At 64.9% G+C, this 16,355-nt stretch carries 21 protein-coding genes; 20 read left to right on the top strand and 1 reads right to left on the bottom strand.

All coding sequences use genetic code 11. The features are described from left to right. The first annotated feature begins 114 nt into the window (after nt 1–114). From BFD71_RS31845 to tatC, 20 genes are all read left to right on the top strand, one after another. Entirely contained in the window at nt 115–747 is a 633-nt protein-coding gene (locus BFD71_RS31845) for an MlaC/ttg2D family ABC transporter substrate-binding protein (protein WP_069268248.1), read from the top strand. Next, a complete protein-coding gene (locus BFD71_RS31850) occupies nt 744–1,016 on the top strand; it encodes an STAS domain-containing protein (protein ID WP_069268249.1) in 273 nt (90 codons plus the stop codon). The genes BFD71_RS31845 and BFD71_RS31850 overlap by 4 nt, the downstream gene beginning before the upstream one ends. Nucleotides 1,017–1,293: 277 nt before the next feature. After that, the gene (locus tag BFD71_RS31855; RefSeq protein ID WP_069268250.1) at nt 1,294–2,220 is read left to right on the top strand and encodes an ABC transporter ATP-binding protein; all 927 of its coding nucleotides are present in this window, start codon (nt 1,294–1,296) and stop codon (nt 2,218–2,220) included. Then, nucleotides 2,217–2,972 carry an ABC transporter permease gene (locus BFD71_RS31860; RefSeq protein WP_069268251.1) on the top strand — a complete coding sequence of 252 codons (756 nt, stop codon included), beginning with the start codon at nt 2,217–2,219 and terminating at the stop codon, nt 2,970–2,972. Before BFD71_RS31855 ends, BFD71_RS31860 begins: the two co-directional genes overlap by 4 nt. Nucleotides 2,973–2,987: 15 nt before the next feature. Then, nucleotides 2,988–3,227 carry a BolA family protein gene (locus BFD71_RS31865; protein WP_028206568.1) on the top strand — a complete coding sequence of 80 codons (240 nt, stop codon included), beginning with the start codon at nt 2,988–2,990 and terminating at the stop codon, nt 3,225–3,227. 108 nt (nt 3,228–3,335) lie between these two features. After that, nucleotides 3,336–4,598, top strand: coding sequence for a UDP-N-acetylglucosamine 1-carboxyvinyltransferase (murA, locus tag BFD71_RS31870; RefSeq protein ID WP_069268252.1), 1,263 nt, complete (start codon nt 3,336–3,338; stop codon nt 4,596–4,598). Beyond that, the gene (gene hisG, locus BFD71_RS31875) at nt 4,595–5,293 is read left to right on the top strand and encodes an ATP phosphoribosyltransferase (RefSeq protein ID WP_069268253.1); all 699 of its coding nucleotides are present in this window, start codon (nt 4,595–4,597) and stop codon (nt 5,291–5,293) included. The genes murA and hisG overlap by 4 nt, the downstream gene beginning before the upstream one ends. A gap of 98 nt (nt 5,294–5,391) precedes the next feature. Then, complete coding sequence (gene hisD, locus BFD71_RS31880) at nt 5,392–6,711, top strand: histidinol dehydrogenase (protein WP_069268254.1); 1,320 nt, start codon at nt 5,392–5,394, stop codon at nt 6,709–6,711. A 209-nt stretch (nt 6,712–6,920) separates the two neighbouring features. Continuing rightward, complete coding sequence (gene hisC / locus BFD71_RS31885) at nt 6,921–7,997, top strand: histidinol-phosphate transaminase (RefSeq protein ID WP_069268255.1); 1,077 nt, start codon at nt 6,921–6,923, stop codon at nt 7,995–7,997. 54 nt (nt 7,998–8,051) lie between these two features. Beyond that, the gene (hisB, locus tag BFD71_RS31890) at nt 8,052–8,639 is read left to right on the top strand and encodes an imidazoleglycerol-phosphate dehydratase HisB (RefSeq protein ID WP_028218451.1); all 588 of its coding nucleotides are present in this window, start codon (nt 8,052–8,054) and stop codon (nt 8,637–8,639) included. Between the two features lie 257 nt (nt 8,640–8,896). Then, a complete protein-coding gene (gene hisH / locus BFD71_RS31895) occupies nt 8,897–9,538 on the top strand; it encodes an imidazole glycerol phosphate synthase subunit HisH (RefSeq protein ID WP_069268256.1) in 642 nt (213 codons plus the stop codon). A gap of 174 nt (nt 9,539–9,712) precedes the next feature. Continuing rightward, a complete protein-coding gene (gene hisA, locus BFD71_RS31900) occupies nt 9,713–10,465 on the top strand; it encodes a 1-(5-phosphoribosyl)-5-[(5-phosphoribosylamino)methylideneamino]imidazole-4-carboxamide isomerase (RefSeq protein WP_069268257.1) in 753 nt (250 codons plus the stop codon). A 222-nt stretch (nt 10,466–10,687) separates the two neighbouring features. Further along, on the top strand, nt 10,688–11,461 hold the full coding sequence (gene hisF / locus BFD71_RS31905) for an imidazole glycerol phosphate synthase subunit HisF (protein ID WP_069268282.1): 774 nt from the start codon (nt 10,688–10,690) through the stop codon (nt 11,459–11,461). Between the two features lie 4 nt (nt 11,462–11,465). Further along, a complete protein-coding gene (gene hisI, locus BFD71_RS31910) occupies nt 11,466–11,903 on the top strand; it encodes a phosphoribosyl-AMP cyclohydrolase (protein WP_069268258.1) in 438 nt (145 codons plus the stop codon). Then, complete coding sequence (locus BFD71_RS31915) at nt 11,900–12,268, top strand: phosphoribosyl-ATP diphosphatase (RefSeq protein ID WP_069268259.1); 369 nt, start codon at nt 11,900–11,902, stop codon at nt 12,266–12,268. The genes hisI and BFD71_RS31915 overlap by 4 nt, the downstream gene beginning before the upstream one ends. A 44-nt stretch (nt 12,269–12,312) precedes the next feature. After that, on the top strand, nt 12,313–12,705 hold the full coding sequence (locus BFD71_RS31920) for a DUF4870 family protein (protein ID WP_069268283.1): 393 nt from the start codon (nt 12,313–12,315) through the stop codon (nt 12,703–12,705). Between the two features lie 42 nt (nt 12,706–12,747). Then, nucleotides 12,748–13,116 carry a histidine triad nucleotide-binding protein gene (locus BFD71_RS31925; RefSeq protein ID WP_069268260.1) on the top strand — a complete coding sequence of 123 codons (369 nt, stop codon included), beginning with the start codon at nt 12,748–12,750 and terminating at the stop codon, nt 13,114–13,116. Nucleotides 13,117–13,276: 160 nt separating this feature from the next. Then, a complete protein-coding gene (gene tatA / locus BFD71_RS31930) occupies nt 13,277–13,519 on the top strand; it encodes a Sec-independent protein translocase subunit TatA (protein WP_069268261.1) in 243 nt (80 codons plus the stop codon). Nucleotides 13,520–13,616: 97 nt separating this feature from the next. Further along, nucleotides 13,617–14,177 carry a Sec-independent protein translocase protein TatB gene (tatB, locus tag BFD71_RS31935; protein WP_069268262.1) on the top strand — a complete coding sequence of 187 codons (561 nt, stop codon included), beginning with the start codon at nt 13,617–13,619 and terminating at the stop codon, nt 14,175–14,177. A gap of 45 nt (nt 14,178–14,222) precedes the next feature. After that, complete coding sequence (gene tatC, locus BFD71_RS31940) at nt 14,223–15,005, top strand: twin-arginine translocase subunit TatC (protein WP_069268263.1); 783 nt, start codon at nt 14,223–14,225, stop codon at nt 15,003–15,005. Nucleotides 15,006–15,133: 128 nt separating this feature from the next. On the opposite strand, the gene BFD71_RS31945 is transcribed toward tatC, so the two are convergent. Next, entirely contained in the window at nt 15,134–16,348 is a 1,215-nt protein-coding gene (locus BFD71_RS31945) for a Do family serine endopeptidase (RefSeq protein ID WP_069268264.1), read from the bottom strand. Between the last annotated feature and the right edge of the window lie 7 nt (nt 16,349–16,355).

The raw sequence follows: 16,355 nt of genomic DNA on the forward strand, positions 1-16,355 counted from the left end.
TAACAAGCAGAAACGCTTGTCGCACTTTGCTGGCGGTTTTGACACAGCGCGATAGATCTCGCGTGATATCGTTGGTTCCAACGGGGCGATGTCCCCCAACTAGCAGGGCTCGAGATGAAAAAATTCTTTCTGTACCCGTTTTTCGCCATGTTTCTTTCGTTTGCCGGCGGCGCATTTGCCCAGACGGTAGACACCAGCAATCCCGACGCGATGGTCCAGACGGTCACGCAGCAGGTCATGAGCCAGATCAAGGGTGACAAGTCCATCCAGTCCGGCGACATCAGCAAGATCACGCAGCTCGTGAACGAAAAGATCCTGCCGTACACCGATTTCCGCCGCACCACGCAACTCGCGATGGGCCGCAACTGGCGCACGGCCACGCCGGAGCAGCAGCAACAGGTCATCGAACAGTTCAAGACACTGCTGATCCGCACGTATTCGGGCGCGCTCGCCCAGGTGCGCGACCAGCAGATCCAGTACAAGCCGTTCCGCGCGAACCCGGACGACACCGACGTCGTGGTCCGTTCGACGGTCATGAACGGCGGCCAGCCGATCGAGCTCGACTATCGCCTCTACAAGACGCAGCAAGGCTGGCGCGTGTATGACATCAACGTGCTCGGCGCGTGGCTCATCCAGGCGTACCAGCAGCAGTTCCAGGAAAAGATCCAGCAAGGCGGCGTGGACGGCCTGATCCAGTTCCTCACGCAGCGTAACCAGCAACTCGCATCGGGCAAGGCGACCTCGTGAGCGAGCGTTTCGCCACCGGCGCCAACCTGACCCACGAGAGCGCGAAGGCCGCGCTCTCGGCCGGGTTCGCGCAGATCTCGGCGGGCGCAACCGCCGTGGACTGCGCGGCGCTCACCCAGTTCGATTCATCGGCGCTCGCTGTGCTGATCGCGTGGCAGCGTGCCGCGCGTGAGCGCGGCGCTTCCCTTGCCGTGCTCAACATGCCCCCCGCGCTCGCCTCTCTCGCGCGCGCCTACGGCGTCGATTCGCTTCTCAACGAGCGACATTGACCCGCGTCGCCTGGCCGGACGCTAGCGTTCAAGCGGGATCACACCGCATTGCCGGGCCGACGCCGTTCCCCTCCAGGGCCAGGCCGCGCTTCCCGACTTGGCCTATAATCAACCGTTTTTTGGGCGCTGCCTCGGCGCAAAAAGTGCCGCCTGGTACGTAATAAGCGTGCAGTGAGACAGCAAAGCCGGCCTGATAAGCCGTCCCCAATTCCGGTCTTCCCCGCAGCATTGATGCACTCTTGAGCCGCGCCGTTCGCAAACGGGCGGCGTATTAGTCATGCCAGCCATAGAAATCCGTAACGTCAAGAAGCGCTACAGGTCGCTTCAGGCGCTCAAGGGCGTCAGCTTCACGGTCGAAGACGGCGAGTTCTTCGGGCTGCTCGGCCCGAACGGCGCGGGCAAGACGACGCTCATCAGCATTCTTGCCGGCCTCGCGCGCGCGGACGAGGGCTCGATCGCCGTCCGCGGCCACGATGTCGTCGCCGACTACCGCAACGCCCGCCGCAACCTGGGCGTCGTGCCGCAGGAACTGGTGTTCGATCCGTTCTTTACCGTGCGCGAGACACTGCGCATCCAGTCCGGCTACTTCGGTCTGCGCAACAACGACGCGTGGATCGACGAAGTCATGGCCAATCTCGATCTCACAGAGAAAGCCGACGTGAACATGCGCGCGCTGTCCGGCGGAATGAAGCGCCGCGTGCTCGTGGCGCAGGCGCTCGTGCACCGGCCGCCCGTGATCGTGCTCGACGAACCTACCGCCGGCGTGGACGTGGAACTGCGCCAGACGCTCTGGAAGTTCATCGCGCGCCTGAACCGCGAAGGGCACACCATCGTGCTCACCACGCACTATCTCGAAGAAGCCGAGCAGTTATGCGACCGCATCGCCATGCTCCGGCGCGGCGAGATGGTCGCGCTCGAGCGCACGAGTGCGCTGCTGCAGCGCTTCGCCGGCACGCAGCTGTTCCTGCGCTTCTCGGAAGGCGTGCTGCCGAGCGATCTGCGCGCGCTCGAAGTCGATCCGGCGGGCGCCAGCGCACACCAGCATCTGCTGCGCCTCGCGAGCTACGACGACGTGGAGCGTATTCTGGCCAAGTGCCGCGGGAACGGCTGCAAGCTCGAAGAAGTGGAAGTGCGCAAGGCCGATCTGGAGGATGTCTTCGTGCAGGTGATGAACGGTCCTGAAGTGGTCGAGGGTCTCGCATGAGCGGTTTCCGTACGCTGTTCTACAAGGAAGTGCTGCGGTTCTGGAAGGTCGCTTTCCAGACCGTGCTCGCGCCCGTCATTACCGCGCTGCTCTATCTCACGATCTTCGGCCATGCGCTGCGCGGCCACGTCGAGGTGTATCCGGGCGTGGAGTACACGAGCTTCCTGATTCCCGGCCTCGTGATGATGAGCGTGCTGCAGAACGCCTTTGCGAACAGCTCGTCGTCGTTGATCCAGTCGAAGATCACGGGCAATCTTGTATTCGTGCTGTTGCCGCCGCTCGCTGCATGGGAGATGTTCGGCGCCTACGTGCTCGCCTCGATCGTGCGCGGCCTCGCCGTTGGCGCGGGCGTGTTCGTCGTGACGATCTGGTTCGTTCCGATGAGCTTCGCCGCGCCGTTCTACATCCTCGCGTTCGCGGTGCTCGGCTCGGCGATCCTCGGCACGCTCGGCCTGATCGCCGGGATCTGGGCGGAGAAGTTCGACCAGCTCGCGGCGTTTCAGAACTTTCTCATCATGCCGCTCACGTTTCTTTCGGGCGTGTTTTATTCGACGCATACGCTGCCGCCCCTGTGGCGCGAAGTGTCGCGGCTCAATCCGTTCTTTTACATGATCGATGGCTTCCGCTTCGGGTTCTTCGGCCTGTCCGACATCAACCCGCTCGTGAGCCTGTCGATCGTTTTCGTGTTTTTCGTGGCGCTGGCCACGCTCGCCATGCGTTTGCTCGCGAGCGGGTACAAGCTGCGTCACTAAGCAGGAGCCATACTCATGTTGCCGACTCCGGAACAGATCAAGCAGTACATCTCGGCAGGGCTCGCGTGCGAGCACCTCGAAGTCGAAGGCGATGGCCAGCACTTCTTCGCGACGATCGTCTCCTCAGCATTCGACGGCAAGCGCTTGATCCAGCGCCATCAGCTCGTCTACGCGGCGCTCGGCGACCGCATGCGCGAGGAAATCCACGCGCTCAGCATGAAGACGCTCACGCCCGCCGAATGGCAGAACGCATAATCTGGAATCTCAGTGCGAATTACCCAGGACAAAGACGCCGCCGCGAGCGGCGCAGCTCAACACCAAGCGACCCTGCAAACCGGCCGCACCGATCAGGAAACCTCAGGCATGGATAAACTCGTCATCGTCGGCGGGCAGAAGCTCGCAGGGGAAGTGGCTGTTTCCGGTGCAAAGAATGCGGCGCTGCCCATTCTCTGCGCGGGCCTTCTGAGCGCGGAACCCGTTCATCTGGACAACGTGCCCGACCTTCAGGACGTGCGCACCACGCTCAAGCTGCTCGGCCAGATGGGCGTGCGTACCGAGCAGAACGGCGCGCGCGTGCAGCTCGACGCCTCGAAGGTCAACAATCTCGTCGCGCCGTACGAGCTCGTGAAGACCATGCGCGCGTCGATCCTCGTGCTCGGGCCGCTCGTCGCGCGCTTCGGCGAGGCGAAGGTGTCGCTGCCGGGCGGCTGCGCGATCGGCGCGCGCCCCGTGGATCAGCACATCAAGGGCCTGCAGGCGATGGGCGCCGAGATCAACATCGAGCACGGCTTCATCGAGGCGCGCGCGAAGCGCCTGAAGGGCGCGCGCATCGTCACCGACATGATCACGGTCACCGGCACGGAAAACCTGCTGATGGCCGCCGTACTCGCCGATGGCGAAACGGTGATCGAGAACGCCGCGCGCGAGCCCGAAGTGGGCGACCTCGCGCACCTGCTCGTGGCGATGGGCGCGAAGATCGAAGGCATCGGCACCGACCGCCTCGTCATTCAAGGTGTGGACAAGCTCCACGGCGCGCACCACACCGTCATTCCGGACCGTATCGAAGCGGGCACGTTCCTGTGCGCGGTCGCGGCCGCGGGCGGCGACGTCACGCTGCGCCACGTGCGTCCGCACATCCTCGACGCCGTCACCGACAAGCTGCGCGAAGCGGGCGTGACGATCGAAGAGGGCGACGACTGGATGCGCGTGCGCATGCACGAGCGCGCGCGTGCCGTAAACGTGCGCACCTCCGAATATCCGGCGTTCCCGACCGACATGCAGGCGCAGTTCATGGCGCTCAACACGATCGCGGACGGCACCTCGCAAGTGGTCGAAAACATCTTCGAAAACCGCTTCATGCACGTGCAGGAACTCAATCGCCTGGGCGCCCACATCACGATCGACGGCAAGACGGCGCTCGTCGCCGGTGTCGAGAAGCTCTCGGGCGCGAAGGTGATGGCAACCGACCTGCGCGCCTCGGCGAGCCTCGTGATCGCGGGCCTGTGCGCGGACGGCGAAACGCTGATCGACCGCATCTATCACCTCGACCGCGGCTACGACCGCATGGAAGAGAAGCTCACGAAGATCGGCGCGAACGTGAAGCGGATCAAGGGGAGCGCGCAATGAGCACGGTCGAGTCGAGGCCCACGCCGGCGGCCGCGGCCAGCGCGCCGCTCACGCTTGCGCTCTCGAAGGGCCGCATCTTCGAAGAGACGATGCCGCTGCTCGCGGCGGCCGGCGTGCATGTGACGGAAGACCCGGAAACCTCGCGCAAGCTCATTCTGCCGACGACCGACCCGAACCTGCGCGTGATCATCGTGCGCGCGACCGACGTGCCCACCTACGTGGAGTACGGCGCCGCGGACTTCGGCGTGGCGGGCAAGGACGTGCTCAACGAGCACGGCGGCGGCGGCCTGTATCAGCCGATCGATCTCGACATCGCGCGCTGCCGTCTTTCGGTGGCCGTGAAGGGCGGCTTCGACTACGCGAACGCGGTGCGCCAGGGCGCGCGCCTGCGCGTGGCGACCAAGTACACGGAAGCCGCGCGCCAGCACTTCGCGGCCAAGGGCGTGCACGTCGACCTCATCAAGCTGTACGGCTCGATGGAACTCGCGCCGCTCGTGGGCCTCGCCGACGCGATCGTCGACCTCGTCAGCACGGGCGGCACGCTGCGCGCGAACAATCTGGTCGAGGTCGAGGAGATCATGGAGATCTCGTCGCGCCTCGTCGTGAATCAGGCGGCGCTCAAGCTCAAGCGCGCCGCGCTGCGGCCGATCATCGACGCGTTCGAACGCGCGTCGCGCGGCACGCAGGCGAGCTGACCGGGTAGAAGCAAAGGGCAGGCGCAATGACGCGCCGCCTCGCGCGCAGTGCGCCTCAAACGGTGCGGCGCGCACAAACGTAACGGATGGATACCAGCATGGCTATCACGATGCGCAAACTCGATTCCGGCGCCGAAGGCTTCAAAAAGGCGCTGCACGCGGTGCTCGCCTTCGAGGCGAGCGAGGACGAGGCCATCGAGCGCTCCGTCGCGCAGATTCTCGCCGACGTCAAGGCGCGCGGCGACGCCGCCGTGCTCGACTACACGAACCGCTTCGACCGCCTTGCCGCCCCGAGCGTCGCGGCGCTCGAACTGCCGTTCAGCGAACTCGAAGCGGCGCTGGAAAGCCTCGAGCCCAAGCAGCGCGCGGCGCTCGAAGCCGCGGCGGCGCGCGTGCGCGGCTACCACGAGAAGCAGCGCATCGAGTGCGGCTCGCATAGCTGGCAGTACACCGAATCCGACGGCACGGTGCTCGGCCAGAAGGTCACGCCGCTCGACCGCGTGGGCCTTTATGTGCCCGGCGGCAAGGCCGCGTATCCGTCGTCCGTGCTGATGAACGCCATTCCCGCGCGGGTCGCGGGCGTACGCGAAATCATCATGGTCGTGCCCACGCCGGACGGCGTGAAGAACCCGCTCGTGCTGGCGGCAGCGCTGCTCGGCGGCGTCGATCGCGTGTTCACGATCGGCGGTGCGCAGGCCGTGGCGGCGCTCGCCTACGGCACGGACACGATCCCCGCCGTCGACAAGATCTGCGGCCCGGGCAACGCCTATGTCGCGTCGGCCAAGCGCCGCGTGTTCGGCACGGTCGGCATCGACATGATCGCGGGCCCCTCGGAAATCCTCGTAATTTGCGACGGCACGACCGATCCGCGCTGGGTGGCGATGGACCTGTTCTCGCAGGCCGAGCACGACGAGCTCGCGCAGTCCATCCTGCTGTGCCCGGACGAGAGCTTCATCAAGCGCGTGGAAGACGCCATCGACGAGCTGCTGCCCGCCATGCCGCGCGCCGAAGTCATCGCCACGTCGCTCACGAATCGCGGCGCGCTCGTGAAGGTGCGCGACATGGCCGAGGCCTGCGCCATCGCCAACGAGATCGCGCCGGAGCACCTCGAGATCTCGGCGCTGGAGCCGCAGAAGTGGGGCGCCGAAATCCGCCACGCGGGCGCGATTTTCCTTGGCCGCTACACGAGCGAGAGCCTCGGCGACTACTGCGCGGGGCCGAATCACGTGCTGCCTACGTCTCGTACCGCACGTTTCTCGTCGCCGCTTGGCGTCTATGATTTCATCAAGCGTTCGAGCCTCATCGAGGTGAGCGCGGAAGGCGCGCAAACGCTCGGCGAGATCGCGGCCGAGCTGGCCTACGGCGAAGGCCTGCAAGCCCACGCGCGCAGTGCCGAATTCCGCATGAAGCAGGTGTAAGGCACGCCTCGCAACTGGCAGAAGCCGGTTGAATGCGCCGCCGCGCAGCATGGAGACGTTGCGCGGCAGCAAGTCCCGCGAGTGCGCGGGGCGCAGCAGTTGGCCTTCAGTTTGACCCGCACGCAGCAGAGACCACGACGATAACCAGGGCAGCCGGCTTGCCGAGCTGCCCGTGCCGGCGGCCCCGCTTTCGCGAGCCGCCTTTCGACATGACGACACCACAAGACATCATCCGTCGCGACGTGCTCGCGATGACGAGTTACCCCGTGCCCGACGCTTCCGGTTTCGTGAAGCTCGACGCCATGGAGAACCCGTTTGCCCTGCCCGCCGACCTCGCAGCGCTTCTGGGCGAACGCCTCGCGGCGGTCGCGCTCAACCGCTATCCCGCGCCGCGCCCCGAGGCGCTGATCGCGAAGCTCAAAGAGACGATGCGCGTGCCCGCGGACTGCGACGTGCTGCTCGGCAACGGCTCGGACGAGATCATCAGCATGATCACCATGGCGTGCGCGAAGCCGGGCGCGAAGGTGCTCGCGCCGGTGCCGGGCTTCGTCATGTACGCGATGTCGGCGAAGCTCGCGCAGCTGGAATTCGTCGGCGTGCCGCTCAAGAGCGACTTCACGCTCGACCTCGAAGCGACGCTCGCGGCCATTGCTGAGCACACGCCTGCGGTGATCTGGCTGGCCTACCCGAACAACCCCACGGGCACGCTGTTCGACGACGCCGACATCGAGCGCGTGATCGCGGCGGCGAAAGAAGCGAAGAGCCTCGTGGTGATCGACGAGGCCTACCAGCCGTTCGCGATGCAAAGCTGGATGCCGCGCGCGGGCGAGTTCGACAACGTGGTCGTGATGCGCACGATGTCGAAGCTCGGGCTCGCGGGCATCCGCCTCGGCTATCTGGCCGGGCGGCCGTCATGGCTCAACGAGTTCGACAAGGTGCGTCCGCCCTACAACGTGAACGTGCTCACGCAGGCGGCGGCGGATCTGCTGCTCGATCATGTGGACGTGCTCGATGCGCAGGCCGCCGAATTGCGCGCGCAACGTGCGACGCTGGCCGCCGAAGTGGCGAAGCTGCCGGGCGCCGAGGTGTTCGAAAGCGCGGGCAATTTCCTGCTCGTGCGCGTGCCCGACGCGGCGGCAGTTTTCGACACGCTGCTGTCTGCCCGGATTCTGATCAAAAACGTGGGTAAAATGCACCCATTGCTTGCGAACTGCGTGCGCCTGACCGTTGGCACCCCCGACGAAAACGCGCAATTGCTCGCCGCCCTGAAGCTCGTGCTCCGTTAGGCCGATGCTTCGTTCTCCCACTCTCCTGTTACGGGCTGTTTGAAGGATATTGCCATGCGCGTCGCGCAAGTCGTTCGCAACACCAGCGAAACGCAAATCCGCGTGAAACTCAATCTGGACGGCACCGGCGAGCAAAAGCTCGCAACCGGTGTGCCGTTTCTCGACCACATGCTCGACCAGATCGCACGACACGGTCTGATCGATCTCGAGGTCGAGGCGCATGGCGACACGCACATCGACGACCACCATACGGTGGAAGACGTCGGCATCACGCTCGGCCAGGCGGTGGCGCAGGCCATCGGCGACAAGAAGGGCATTCGCCGCTACGGCCACGCCTATGTGCCGCTCGACGAAGCGCTCTCGCGCGTCGTGATCGACTTCTCGGGCCGACCGGGCCTCGAATTCCACGTGCCGTTCACGCGCGCGCGCATCGGCACGTTCGACGTCGACCTGTCGATCGAATTTTTTCGCGGCTTCGTGAACCATGCAGGCGTGACGCTGCACATCGACAATCTGCGCGGCCTCAACGCGCACCATCAGATGGAAACCGTGTTCAAGGCATTCGGCCGCGCGCTGCGCCAGGCGGCCGAACTGGACGAACGTCAGGCGGGCAAGATTCCGTCGACGAAGGGCAGCCTCTAGGCGACGCCTTTCACCGACCAGAAGGCCGGCCGCGCTACGCGCACTGTGCCGGGCGCATGCCTGGGCAGGACTTCGAGCGCGCCGCGCCGGGGCCGTCGCCCACATGCTGCGTGCGCGCCACATTAGCCATTCGGCTTATGGGCTCGCACGCGCCGACTGGCGTACATTGACGGCTTCGAAGGCAGATCAGGGCACATCGCGGCGCACATGCGTCCACACAGCCAAGGGCAAGGCCTTTTGAACAGGCCGGATTCGAGATGAAAACTTCAATTGCGATTGTTGATTATGGAATGGGCAACCTGCGTTCGGTGGCCCAGGCGCTGAGGCAGGCCGCGCCGGAAGCCGACGTGGCCATCGTCGAGCGTCCCGAGGCGATCCGTGCTGCCGACCGCGTGGTGCTGCCGGGGCAGGGTGCGATGCCCGACTGCATGCGCAGCCTCGCCGAGTCGGGCCTGCAGGACGCGGTGCTCGAAGCCTCGCGCACGAAGCCGCTCATGGGCGTGTGCGTGGGCGAGCAGATGCTGTTCGACTGGAGCGCGGAAGGCGGCACGAAGGGCCTGGGCCTGCTGCCCGGCAAGGTCGTGCGCTTCGATCTGGAAGGCCAGCTGCAGGACGACGGCTCGCGCTTCAAGGTCCCGCAAATGGGCTGGAACCGCGTGCGTCAGGCACGCGCGCACGCCCTGTGGGACGGTGTGCCCGACGAAAGCTTCTTCTACTTCGTGCACAGCTACTATGTGGTTCCGGCGGATGCGTCGCACACCGTAGGCGAAACGCCGTACGGCGCGGCCTTTACCTCGGCAGTGGCGCGGGATAACATCTTCGCCACCCAATTCCACCCGGAAAAGAGCGCCGCTGCGGGTTTGCGCGTCTACCGCAACTTCGTCCACTGGAACCCCTGATTTCCTGCGGCGCTGACGCTCACAGCCGCCTTCGCGCACGCGCGCCGCGGCATTAGATTTGCGTTAGCAAGGCTGCCGAAAGAGTTGTACTAAACTAGCGAAACGGCGTCGGATCGGGCCTTTTTTCCGCCGGCGCTGCAGACTTCAACCCCATTCCCAGACACACCCGAAGCTATGCTGCTGATTCCGGCCATCGATCTCAAAGACGGTCACTGCGTGCGCCTCAAACAAGGCGATATGGACCAGGCGACGATTTTCTCCGAGGAACCGGCGGCTATGGCCCGACACTGGGTCGAGCGCGGCGCGCGGCGCCTGCACCTCGTCGACCTCAACGGCGCGTTCGCCGGCAAGCCGAAGAACGAAGACGCGATTCGCGAGATCATCCGCGAAGTCGGCGACGAGATTCCCGTGCAGCTCGGCGGCGGCATCCGCGACCTCGACACCATCGAGCGTTACCTCGACGACGGCCTGTCCTATGTGATCATCGGCACCGCCGCCGTCAAGAATCCGGGCTTCCTCCAGGAAGCATGCACCGCATTCGGGGGCCATATCATCGTGGGCCTCGACGCGAAAGACGGCAAGGTCGCGACCGACGGCTGGAGCAAGCTCACCGGTCACGAAGTCGTCGATCTCGCGCGCAAGTTCGAGGACTACGGCGTCGAGTCGATCATCTACACCGACATCGGCCGGGACGGCATGCTCCAGGGCATCAACATCGAAGCGACGGTGCGCCTCGCGCGCGCGGTGAAGATTCCGATCATCGCGAGTGGCGGGCTTTCCAACCTCGGCGATATCGACGCACTGTGCGAAGTCGAGGACGAAGGCGTGGAAGGCGTGATCTGCGGCCGCGCGATCTACTCGGGCGACCTCGATTTCGCTGCCGCGCAAACGCGCGCAGACAGCCTGCGCGAATCGGACGACGCGTAAAGCGTCGAATGCCGGCCTCCGTCACTGGAGGCCTTTTGTTTTGGCGCTGCGCCGCCATCTCCAAGGGGACTGGCGCTCGCGCGGGATAATTTCGCCTCAGGGCGCAAGGCACGGTGCAAAGCGCGCGACAATGGGCTGCGCGCCACGCCCGAACCGGGGCCGGCAGCCTTCTCGCGAAAGGTGCTCGCCGCACACACACCGACTGGCAACTTCGGCAAGATCATGGCTCTACCCAAACGCATCATCCCCTGCCTCGACGTGACCGCCGGGCGCGTCGTCAAGGGCGTCAATTTCGTCGAACTGCGCGACGCGGGCGACCCCGTCGAAATCGCGCGCCGCTACGACGACCAGGGCGCCGACGAACTCACGTTCCTCGACATCACCGCGACCTCCGACCAGCGCGACCTGATCCTGCCGATCATCGAGGCGGTGGCTTCGCAGGTCTTCATTCCGCTCACCGTGGGCGGCGGCGTGCGCGCCGTGGCGGACGTGCGGCGCCTGCTCAACGCCGGTGCCGACAAGGTCAGCATGAACTCGTCGGCGGTCGCCAATCCGCAACTCGTGCGCGATTCCTCCGACAAATACGGCTCGCAGTGCATCGTCGTCGCCATCGACGCGAAGCGAACGTCGGCGCCGGGCGAACCCGCGCGCTGGGAAGTGTTCACGCACGGCGGGCGCAAGGCCACGGGCATCGATGCCGTGGAATGGGCGCGCAAGATGGCGGAACTGGGCGCGGGCGAAATCCTGCTCACGAGCATGGACCGCGACGGCACGAAGAGCGGCTTCGACCTCGACCTCACGTGTGCGGTGTCCGACGCGGTGCCGATTCCCGTGATCGCCTCGGGCGGCGTGGGCGGCCTGCAGGATCTCGCGGACGGTATCGTCAAGGGCCGTGCCGACGCCGTGCTGGCCGCGAGCATTTTCCACTATGGCGAGCACACGGTGGGCGAGGCAAAGCGCTTCATGGCCGACCAGGGCATTTCGGTGAGGATGTAACGCGATGAGCCACACTCAAACCGGCAAACCCGACAACGACCTTGCCAACGCCAACTGGCTCGACAAGGTCAACTGGGACGCCAACGGCCTCGTGCCCGTGATCGCGCAGGAAGCGACCACCGGCGACGTGCTGATGTTCGCATGGATGAACCGCGAAGCGCTCGCCAGGACGGTCGAGCTGCGCCGCGCCGTGTACTTCTCCCGCTCGCGCCAGCGCCTTTGGTTCAAGGGTGAGGAGTCCGGCCATGTGCAGCACGTGAGCGACATCCGCCTCGACTGCGACGAAGACGTCGTGCTGCTCAAGATCGAGCAGGTCTCGGGTATTGCGTGCCACACGGGCCGCCACTCGTGCTTTTTCCAGCAATTCGAAGGCACCGTCGACGAAGGCCGCTGGGTCGCCGTCGACCCGGTGCTGAAAGACCCCGAACACATCTACAAATGACGCAACTGAATACCAACGACACCTTGCTGCGCCTCGCGGCGGTGATCGACAGCCGCAAGGGCGGCGACCCGGACGCCTCCTACGTCGCACGCCTCTTTCACAAGGGCGACGACGCGGTGCTCAAGAAGGTCGGCGAAGAGGCTACCGAGGTCGTGCTTGCCGCGAAGGACGTGCGCCAGGGCGGTGCACGCAAGGCGCTGGTCGGCGAGATGGCCGACCTGTGGTTCCATTGCCTCGTCACGCTCTCGCACTTCGATCTGAGTCCTGCCGACGTGCTCGCGGAACTCGAACGCCGCGAAGGCCTTTCGGGTCTCGAGGAAAAAGCGCTGCGCAAAAGCCGCGAGCGCGAAGAGAACGGCGACTGAGGCTCAACGCTGCGCACAGCGCTCCACAGAGGGAGATGAACGACATGTCCACGTCCGGCGATTACCCGCCCCCTTCGTACCGCAACGGCGTCGACGCGGACCGTTTGCGCAGCCTGCGGACTTTCACGCACGTGCTGTACGCGCTCTATGCGGTCTACTGGCTGACCGGCGGCATTTCGGTGCTGGTGGCCATCATCCTGAATTACCTCAAACGCGACGAATCGCTCGGCACGCCTTATGAGCAGCACTTCACGTGGCAAATCCGCACGTTCTGGCTCGGGCTGGCCGGCCATCTGATCGGCGGTGTGCTCATCTTCGTGCTGGTCGGCATTCCAATTTTGTGGGCTGTCGCAATCTGGACGTTGTACCGTATCATCAAAGGCTGGCTTTACTTGTACGACAACAAGCCGCTGCACAACCCGCGCGCCTGGTTCTGAGGGCTTTCGGGCGCGCGTGCGGTTTTGCTCACCAGGAGCGCCATGAGTCACGACCGCAGCACCTGTCTCTTCTGCAAGATCGCCGACGGCCACATTCCCAGCACGCGCGTGTACGAGGACGAAGAGTTCGTCGCCTTCCGCGACATCCGGCCCGCAGCCGAAACTCACGTCCTCGTGATTCCGCGCCAGCATATTTCCACCCTTGCCGATTGCGGTGAAAACGACGCACCGCTGCTTGGTAGAATGTTTGTATTGGTCGCACGGCTGGCCAAAGAGCTGGGCGTCTCGTACACGGGTGGCGAAACCGGGTTTCGCACGGTGGTGAATACGGGGCCGGGCGGCGGGCAGGAGGTCTACCATCTGCACGCGCATTTGCTGGCTGGGCCGCGTCCGTGGCACCGCATGGGCTGAGTGCCGGCGGCGGGGAAAGTCGGTATAAATGACGGATGGCGTGGTTCTCACTAAAGCGTCGCGCTAAAGGGTCGCACGCCACGACCATGCAACATCGAACAGGCACAATTTATCGCGTCGCGCACCTCGCGCGGCGGCGGGGTTAAGGAGAGAGTCAATCATGGGTTCGTTGAGCATCTGGCACTGGCTGATCGTCTTGTTGATCGTTGCGCTCGTCTTCGGCACCAAGAAGCTGCGCAATATCGGTAGCGATCTGGGCGGTGCGGTGAAGGGTTTCAAGGAAGGCATGCGCGAGAACGAAGGCGCCGGCGCCGACACGCAAAAGCGCGAACTCCCGGCCGACGGCGGTGCAGTCGACGTCGAAGCCAAGGACAAGACGCAGCGCTCGAACGACTTCCGCTAAAACGCGTGGCGGCCGCCTTTTTCGCCGCCACAAGTTTTTCCGCATGTTTCCCGTTCGTTTCCATTAAGGCAGCCAAGGCTGACGGAAAACTCCATTCATGCTCGATCTCGGTTTAACCAAGATGGCGCTGATCGGCGTCGTCGCGCTGGTCGTTCTCGGGCCGGAGCGGCTGCCGCGGGTCGCACGCACGGCCGGCGCGCTGTTCGGTCGCGCGCAGCGCTATATCAACGACGTCAAGGCGGAAGTCACGCGCGAGATCGAACTCGACGAGTTGCGCCGCATGAAGACCGAGTTCGAAACGGCGGCGCAGAACGTCGAGAAGAACGTTCAGGACAATCTGCGCAAGCATGAAACCGAGTTGAACGACGCGTGGAACGCGGGCACCTCGGTGTCGCCGAGCATCGCAGGCGGCGCGGATCCTGCCAGCCTGGAAGGCGCTGCCGCCAATGCCGCGGATGCCGTCGCCACGCAATCGGGATGGCGCTCCGGCAACGCGGGCGCAAGCGGCGCGAAACGCAAGAACTGGCGCATGAAGCAGAGCGCCGCGCCGGTCTGGTACAAACGCGCCACGCTGCGCCGCACGCGGGTGCAATCGGGTGCTGCACGCGTGGCGCAGCACACGCCGGCGAGCCTGCGCCGGCCCACGCGGTTCTTCTGACGCGGATCCGCCTTTGCGCACGACCATTTCCAACAGAGGGCCGGTGTGAGCGACCCCCAGCAAAAACTGGAAGAAGGCTCCGAAGAGACCTTCATTTCCCATCTCGTCGAACTGCGCGACCGCATCATTCGCGCAGGCGTTGCCGTGATCGTCGTGTTCGTCGGGCTCGTCTACTGGGCGCCCGACATATTCCGGCTGCTCGCGCGTCCGCTCATGCAGAACCTGCCGCGTGACGGCAAGATGATCGTCACCGACGTGACCGGCTCGTTCTTCGTGCCCATGAAGGTCACGATGCTCGTGGCGTTCGTGATCGCGCTGCCGGTCGTGCTCTACCAGATCTGGGCGTTCGTCGCCCCAGGCCTCTACCAGCACGAAAAGAAGCTCGTCGCGCCGCTCGTGGCAAGCAGCTACACGCTCTTCCTGTGCGGCATGGCGTTCGCATATTTCGTGGTGTTCCCGACCATCTTCCGCGTGATGGCGCACTACAACGCGCCGCTCGGCGCGGAGATGACGACCGACATCGACAATTACCTGAGCTTCGTGCTCACCATGTTCATTGCGTTCGGCGTGACCTTCGAGGTGCCGATCATCGTCGTGCTGCTCGTGCGCATGGGCGTGGTCACCGTGAAGAAGCTCAAGCAGATCCGGCCCTACGTGATCGTCGGCGCGTTCATCGTCGCAGCCGTGGTGACGCCGCCGGACGTGTTCTCGCAGCTCATCCTCGCGCTGCCGCTCATCCTCCTCTACGAGGCGGGCATCATCGCGGCGCGCATCTTCATCGGCACGGGCGAGAAGAAGCCCGCGGACGAGAGTCAGGCGGCGGGCTAGCCCCGCGGGCCTGGCGGAGGAAAGCCGCAGGAAAGCAAAAGGCCGCGAACCCACGTTCGCGGCCTTTTCGTTTTCCGGTTGCGAGTCCGGACGCGGGCCGGGCGCGATGCCCCGCCTGCGGTGGGATATCAACCGCCGTCGTCGCCTTCGCCGTCTTCCTGAGCCGGCTGCTTCGGCGGCGGCGGGCGCTTGCCGATCAGTACGTCGAGATCCATGTCCTTGTTCTTGCGCACGAGGTGGACCTTCGCGTCGCTGCCCGGTTTGATTTGCGCGATGACGTTCAAAAGGCGCGTGGTGTCGGTGATGGCCTCACCGTTCACCGAGGTCAGGACGTCGCCCGGCTTGATGCCGGCCTTGTCGGCGGGGCCGCCCTGCAGCACGCCCGCGACGATCGCGCCCGACTTCTCCTTCAGCCCGAACGAGTCGGCGATCTCCGGCGTCACGTCCTGTGGCTCCACGCCGATCCAGCCGCGCGTGACCGAGCCCGAGGTGATGATGCTCTCCAGTACGCTGCGCGCCGTGGAAACGGGAATCGCGAAGCCGATGCCGAGCGAGCCGCCCGAGCGCGAGTAGATGGCGGTGTTGATGCCGAGCAGGTTGCCGTTCACGTCGACGAGCGCGCCGCCCGAGTTGCCCGGATTGATCGGCGCATCGGTCTGAATGAAATTCTCGAACGTGTTGATGCCGAGATGATTGCGGCCCAGCGCGCTGATGATGCCCATCGTGACCGTCTGGCCCACGCCGAACGGATTGCCGATGGCGAGCACGACGTCGCCCACGCGCGTCTGATCCATGCGGCCGAGCGTGATGGTGGGCAGGTTCGGCAGATTGATCTTGAGCACCGCGAGATCCGTTTCCGGGTCGATGCCGATCACCTTGGCGTTGGTGGTGCGGCCGTCGGAAAGCGCGATTTCGATCTGGTCCGCGCCGTCGATTACGTGCTGGTTCGTTAGAATGTAACCGTCCGGACTGACAATGACGCCCGAACCGAGGTTGGCGGCAGGCTGCTCCTGCTGCTTCTGGTTTTTGTTGCGATCGCCGAAGAAATAGCGAAATAGCGGATCGTTCTGGCGAGGGTCGGGCGGCAGCGACCCATCCTTGCTCGAGAACACGTTGACAACCGCGGGCATGGCCTTCTGGGCGGCGTCCGCATAGGAGCCCTGGGCGGCGCCTCCACCGATGCCTGGCGCCACTTCCCGCAGTGCGACGATCGGTTCGGCAAGCTGCTTGCCGAACTGCCCCTGGTGCTGCAGCCACTGCGGTTTGAGCGTGGCGATGATGAACATCAACGCCAGCAGGACCGTCACCGCCTGGGCGAAGAACAGCCAAAAGCGTCTAAGCATCTGAAGA

Origin of the sequence: Paraburkholderia nodosa (assembly GCF_001718195.1) — a bacterium.
Classification (GTDB): domain Bacteria; phylum Pseudomonadota; class Gammaproteobacteria; order Burkholderiales; family Burkholderiaceae; genus Paraburkholderia; species Paraburkholderia nodosa_A.

Excerpts from the sequence above, each read along its gene's own strand:
- BFD71_RS31865 (WP_028206568.1), top strand. The coding sequence starts at position 2,988 with ATGTTGCCGACTCCGGAACAGATCAAGCAGTACATCTCGGCAGGGCTC.
- tatB (WP_069268262.1), top strand. The coding sequence starts at position 13,617 with ATGCTCGATCTCGGTTTAACCAAGATGGCGCTGATCGGCGTCGTCGCG.
- BFD71_RS31845 (WP_069268248.1), top strand. The coding sequence starts at position 115 with ATGAAAAAATTCTTTCTGTACCCGTTTTTCGCCATGTTTCTTTCGTTT.
- hisI (WP_069268258.1), top strand. The coding sequence starts at position 11,466 with ATGAGCCACACTCAAACCGGCAAACCCGACAACGACCTTGCCAACGCC.
- hisF (WP_069268282.1), top strand. The coding sequence starts at position 10,688 with ATGGCTCTACCCAAACGCATCATCCCCTGCCTCGACGTGACCGCCGGG.
- hisG (WP_069268253.1), top strand. The coding sequence starts at position 4,595 with ATGAGCACGGTCGAGTCGAGGCCCACGCCGGCGGCCGCGGCCAGCGCG.
- murA (WP_069268252.1), top strand. The coding sequence starts at position 3,336 with ATGGATAAACTCGTCATCGTCGGCGGGCAGAAGCTCGCAGGGGAAGTG.
- hisD (WP_069268254.1), top strand. The coding sequence starts at position 5,392 with ATGGCTATCACGATGCGCAAACTCGATTCCGGCGCCGAAGGCTTCAAA.
- BFD71_RS31860 (WP_069268251.1), top strand. The coding sequence starts at position 2,217 with ATGAGCGGTTTCCGTACGCTGTTCTACAAGGAAGTGCTGCGGTTCTGG.
- hisH (WP_069268256.1), top strand. The coding sequence starts at position 8,897 with ATGAAAACTTCAATTGCGATTGTTGATTATGGAATGGGCAACCTGCGT.
- BFD71_RS31855 (WP_069268250.1), top strand. The coding sequence starts at position 1,294 with ATGCCAGCCATAGAAATCCGTAACGTCAAGAAGCGCTACAGGTCGCTT.
- tatA (WP_069268261.1), top strand. The coding sequence starts at position 13,277 with ATGGGTTCGTTGAGCATCTGGCACTGGCTGATCGTCTTGTTGATCGTT.
- BFD71_RS31945 (WP_069268264.1), bottom strand. The coding sequence starts at position 16,348 with ATGCTTAGACGCTTTTGGCTGTTCTTCGCCCAGGCGGTGACGGTCCTG.
- BFD71_RS31920 (WP_069268283.1), top strand. The coding sequence starts at position 12,313 with ATGTCCACGTCCGGCGATTACCCGCCCCCTTCGTACCGCAACGGCGTC.
- hisB (WP_028218451.1), top strand. The coding sequence starts at position 8,052 with ATGCGCGTCGCGCAAGTCGTTCGCAACACCAGCGAAACGCAAATCCGC.
- BFD71_RS31915 (WP_069268259.1), top strand. The coding sequence starts at position 11,900 with ATGACGCAACTGAATACCAACGACACCTTGCTGCGCCTCGCGGCGGTG.
- BFD71_RS31925 (WP_069268260.1), top strand. The coding sequence starts at position 12,748 with ATGAGTCACGACCGCAGCACCTGTCTCTTCTGCAAGATCGCCGACGGC.
- hisC (WP_069268255.1), top strand. The coding sequence starts at position 6,921 with ATGACGACACCACAAGACATCATCCGTCGCGACGTGCTCGCGATGACG.
- hisA (WP_069268257.1), top strand. The coding sequence starts at position 9,713 with ATGCTGCTGATTCCGGCCATCGATCTCAAAGACGGTCACTGCGTGCGC.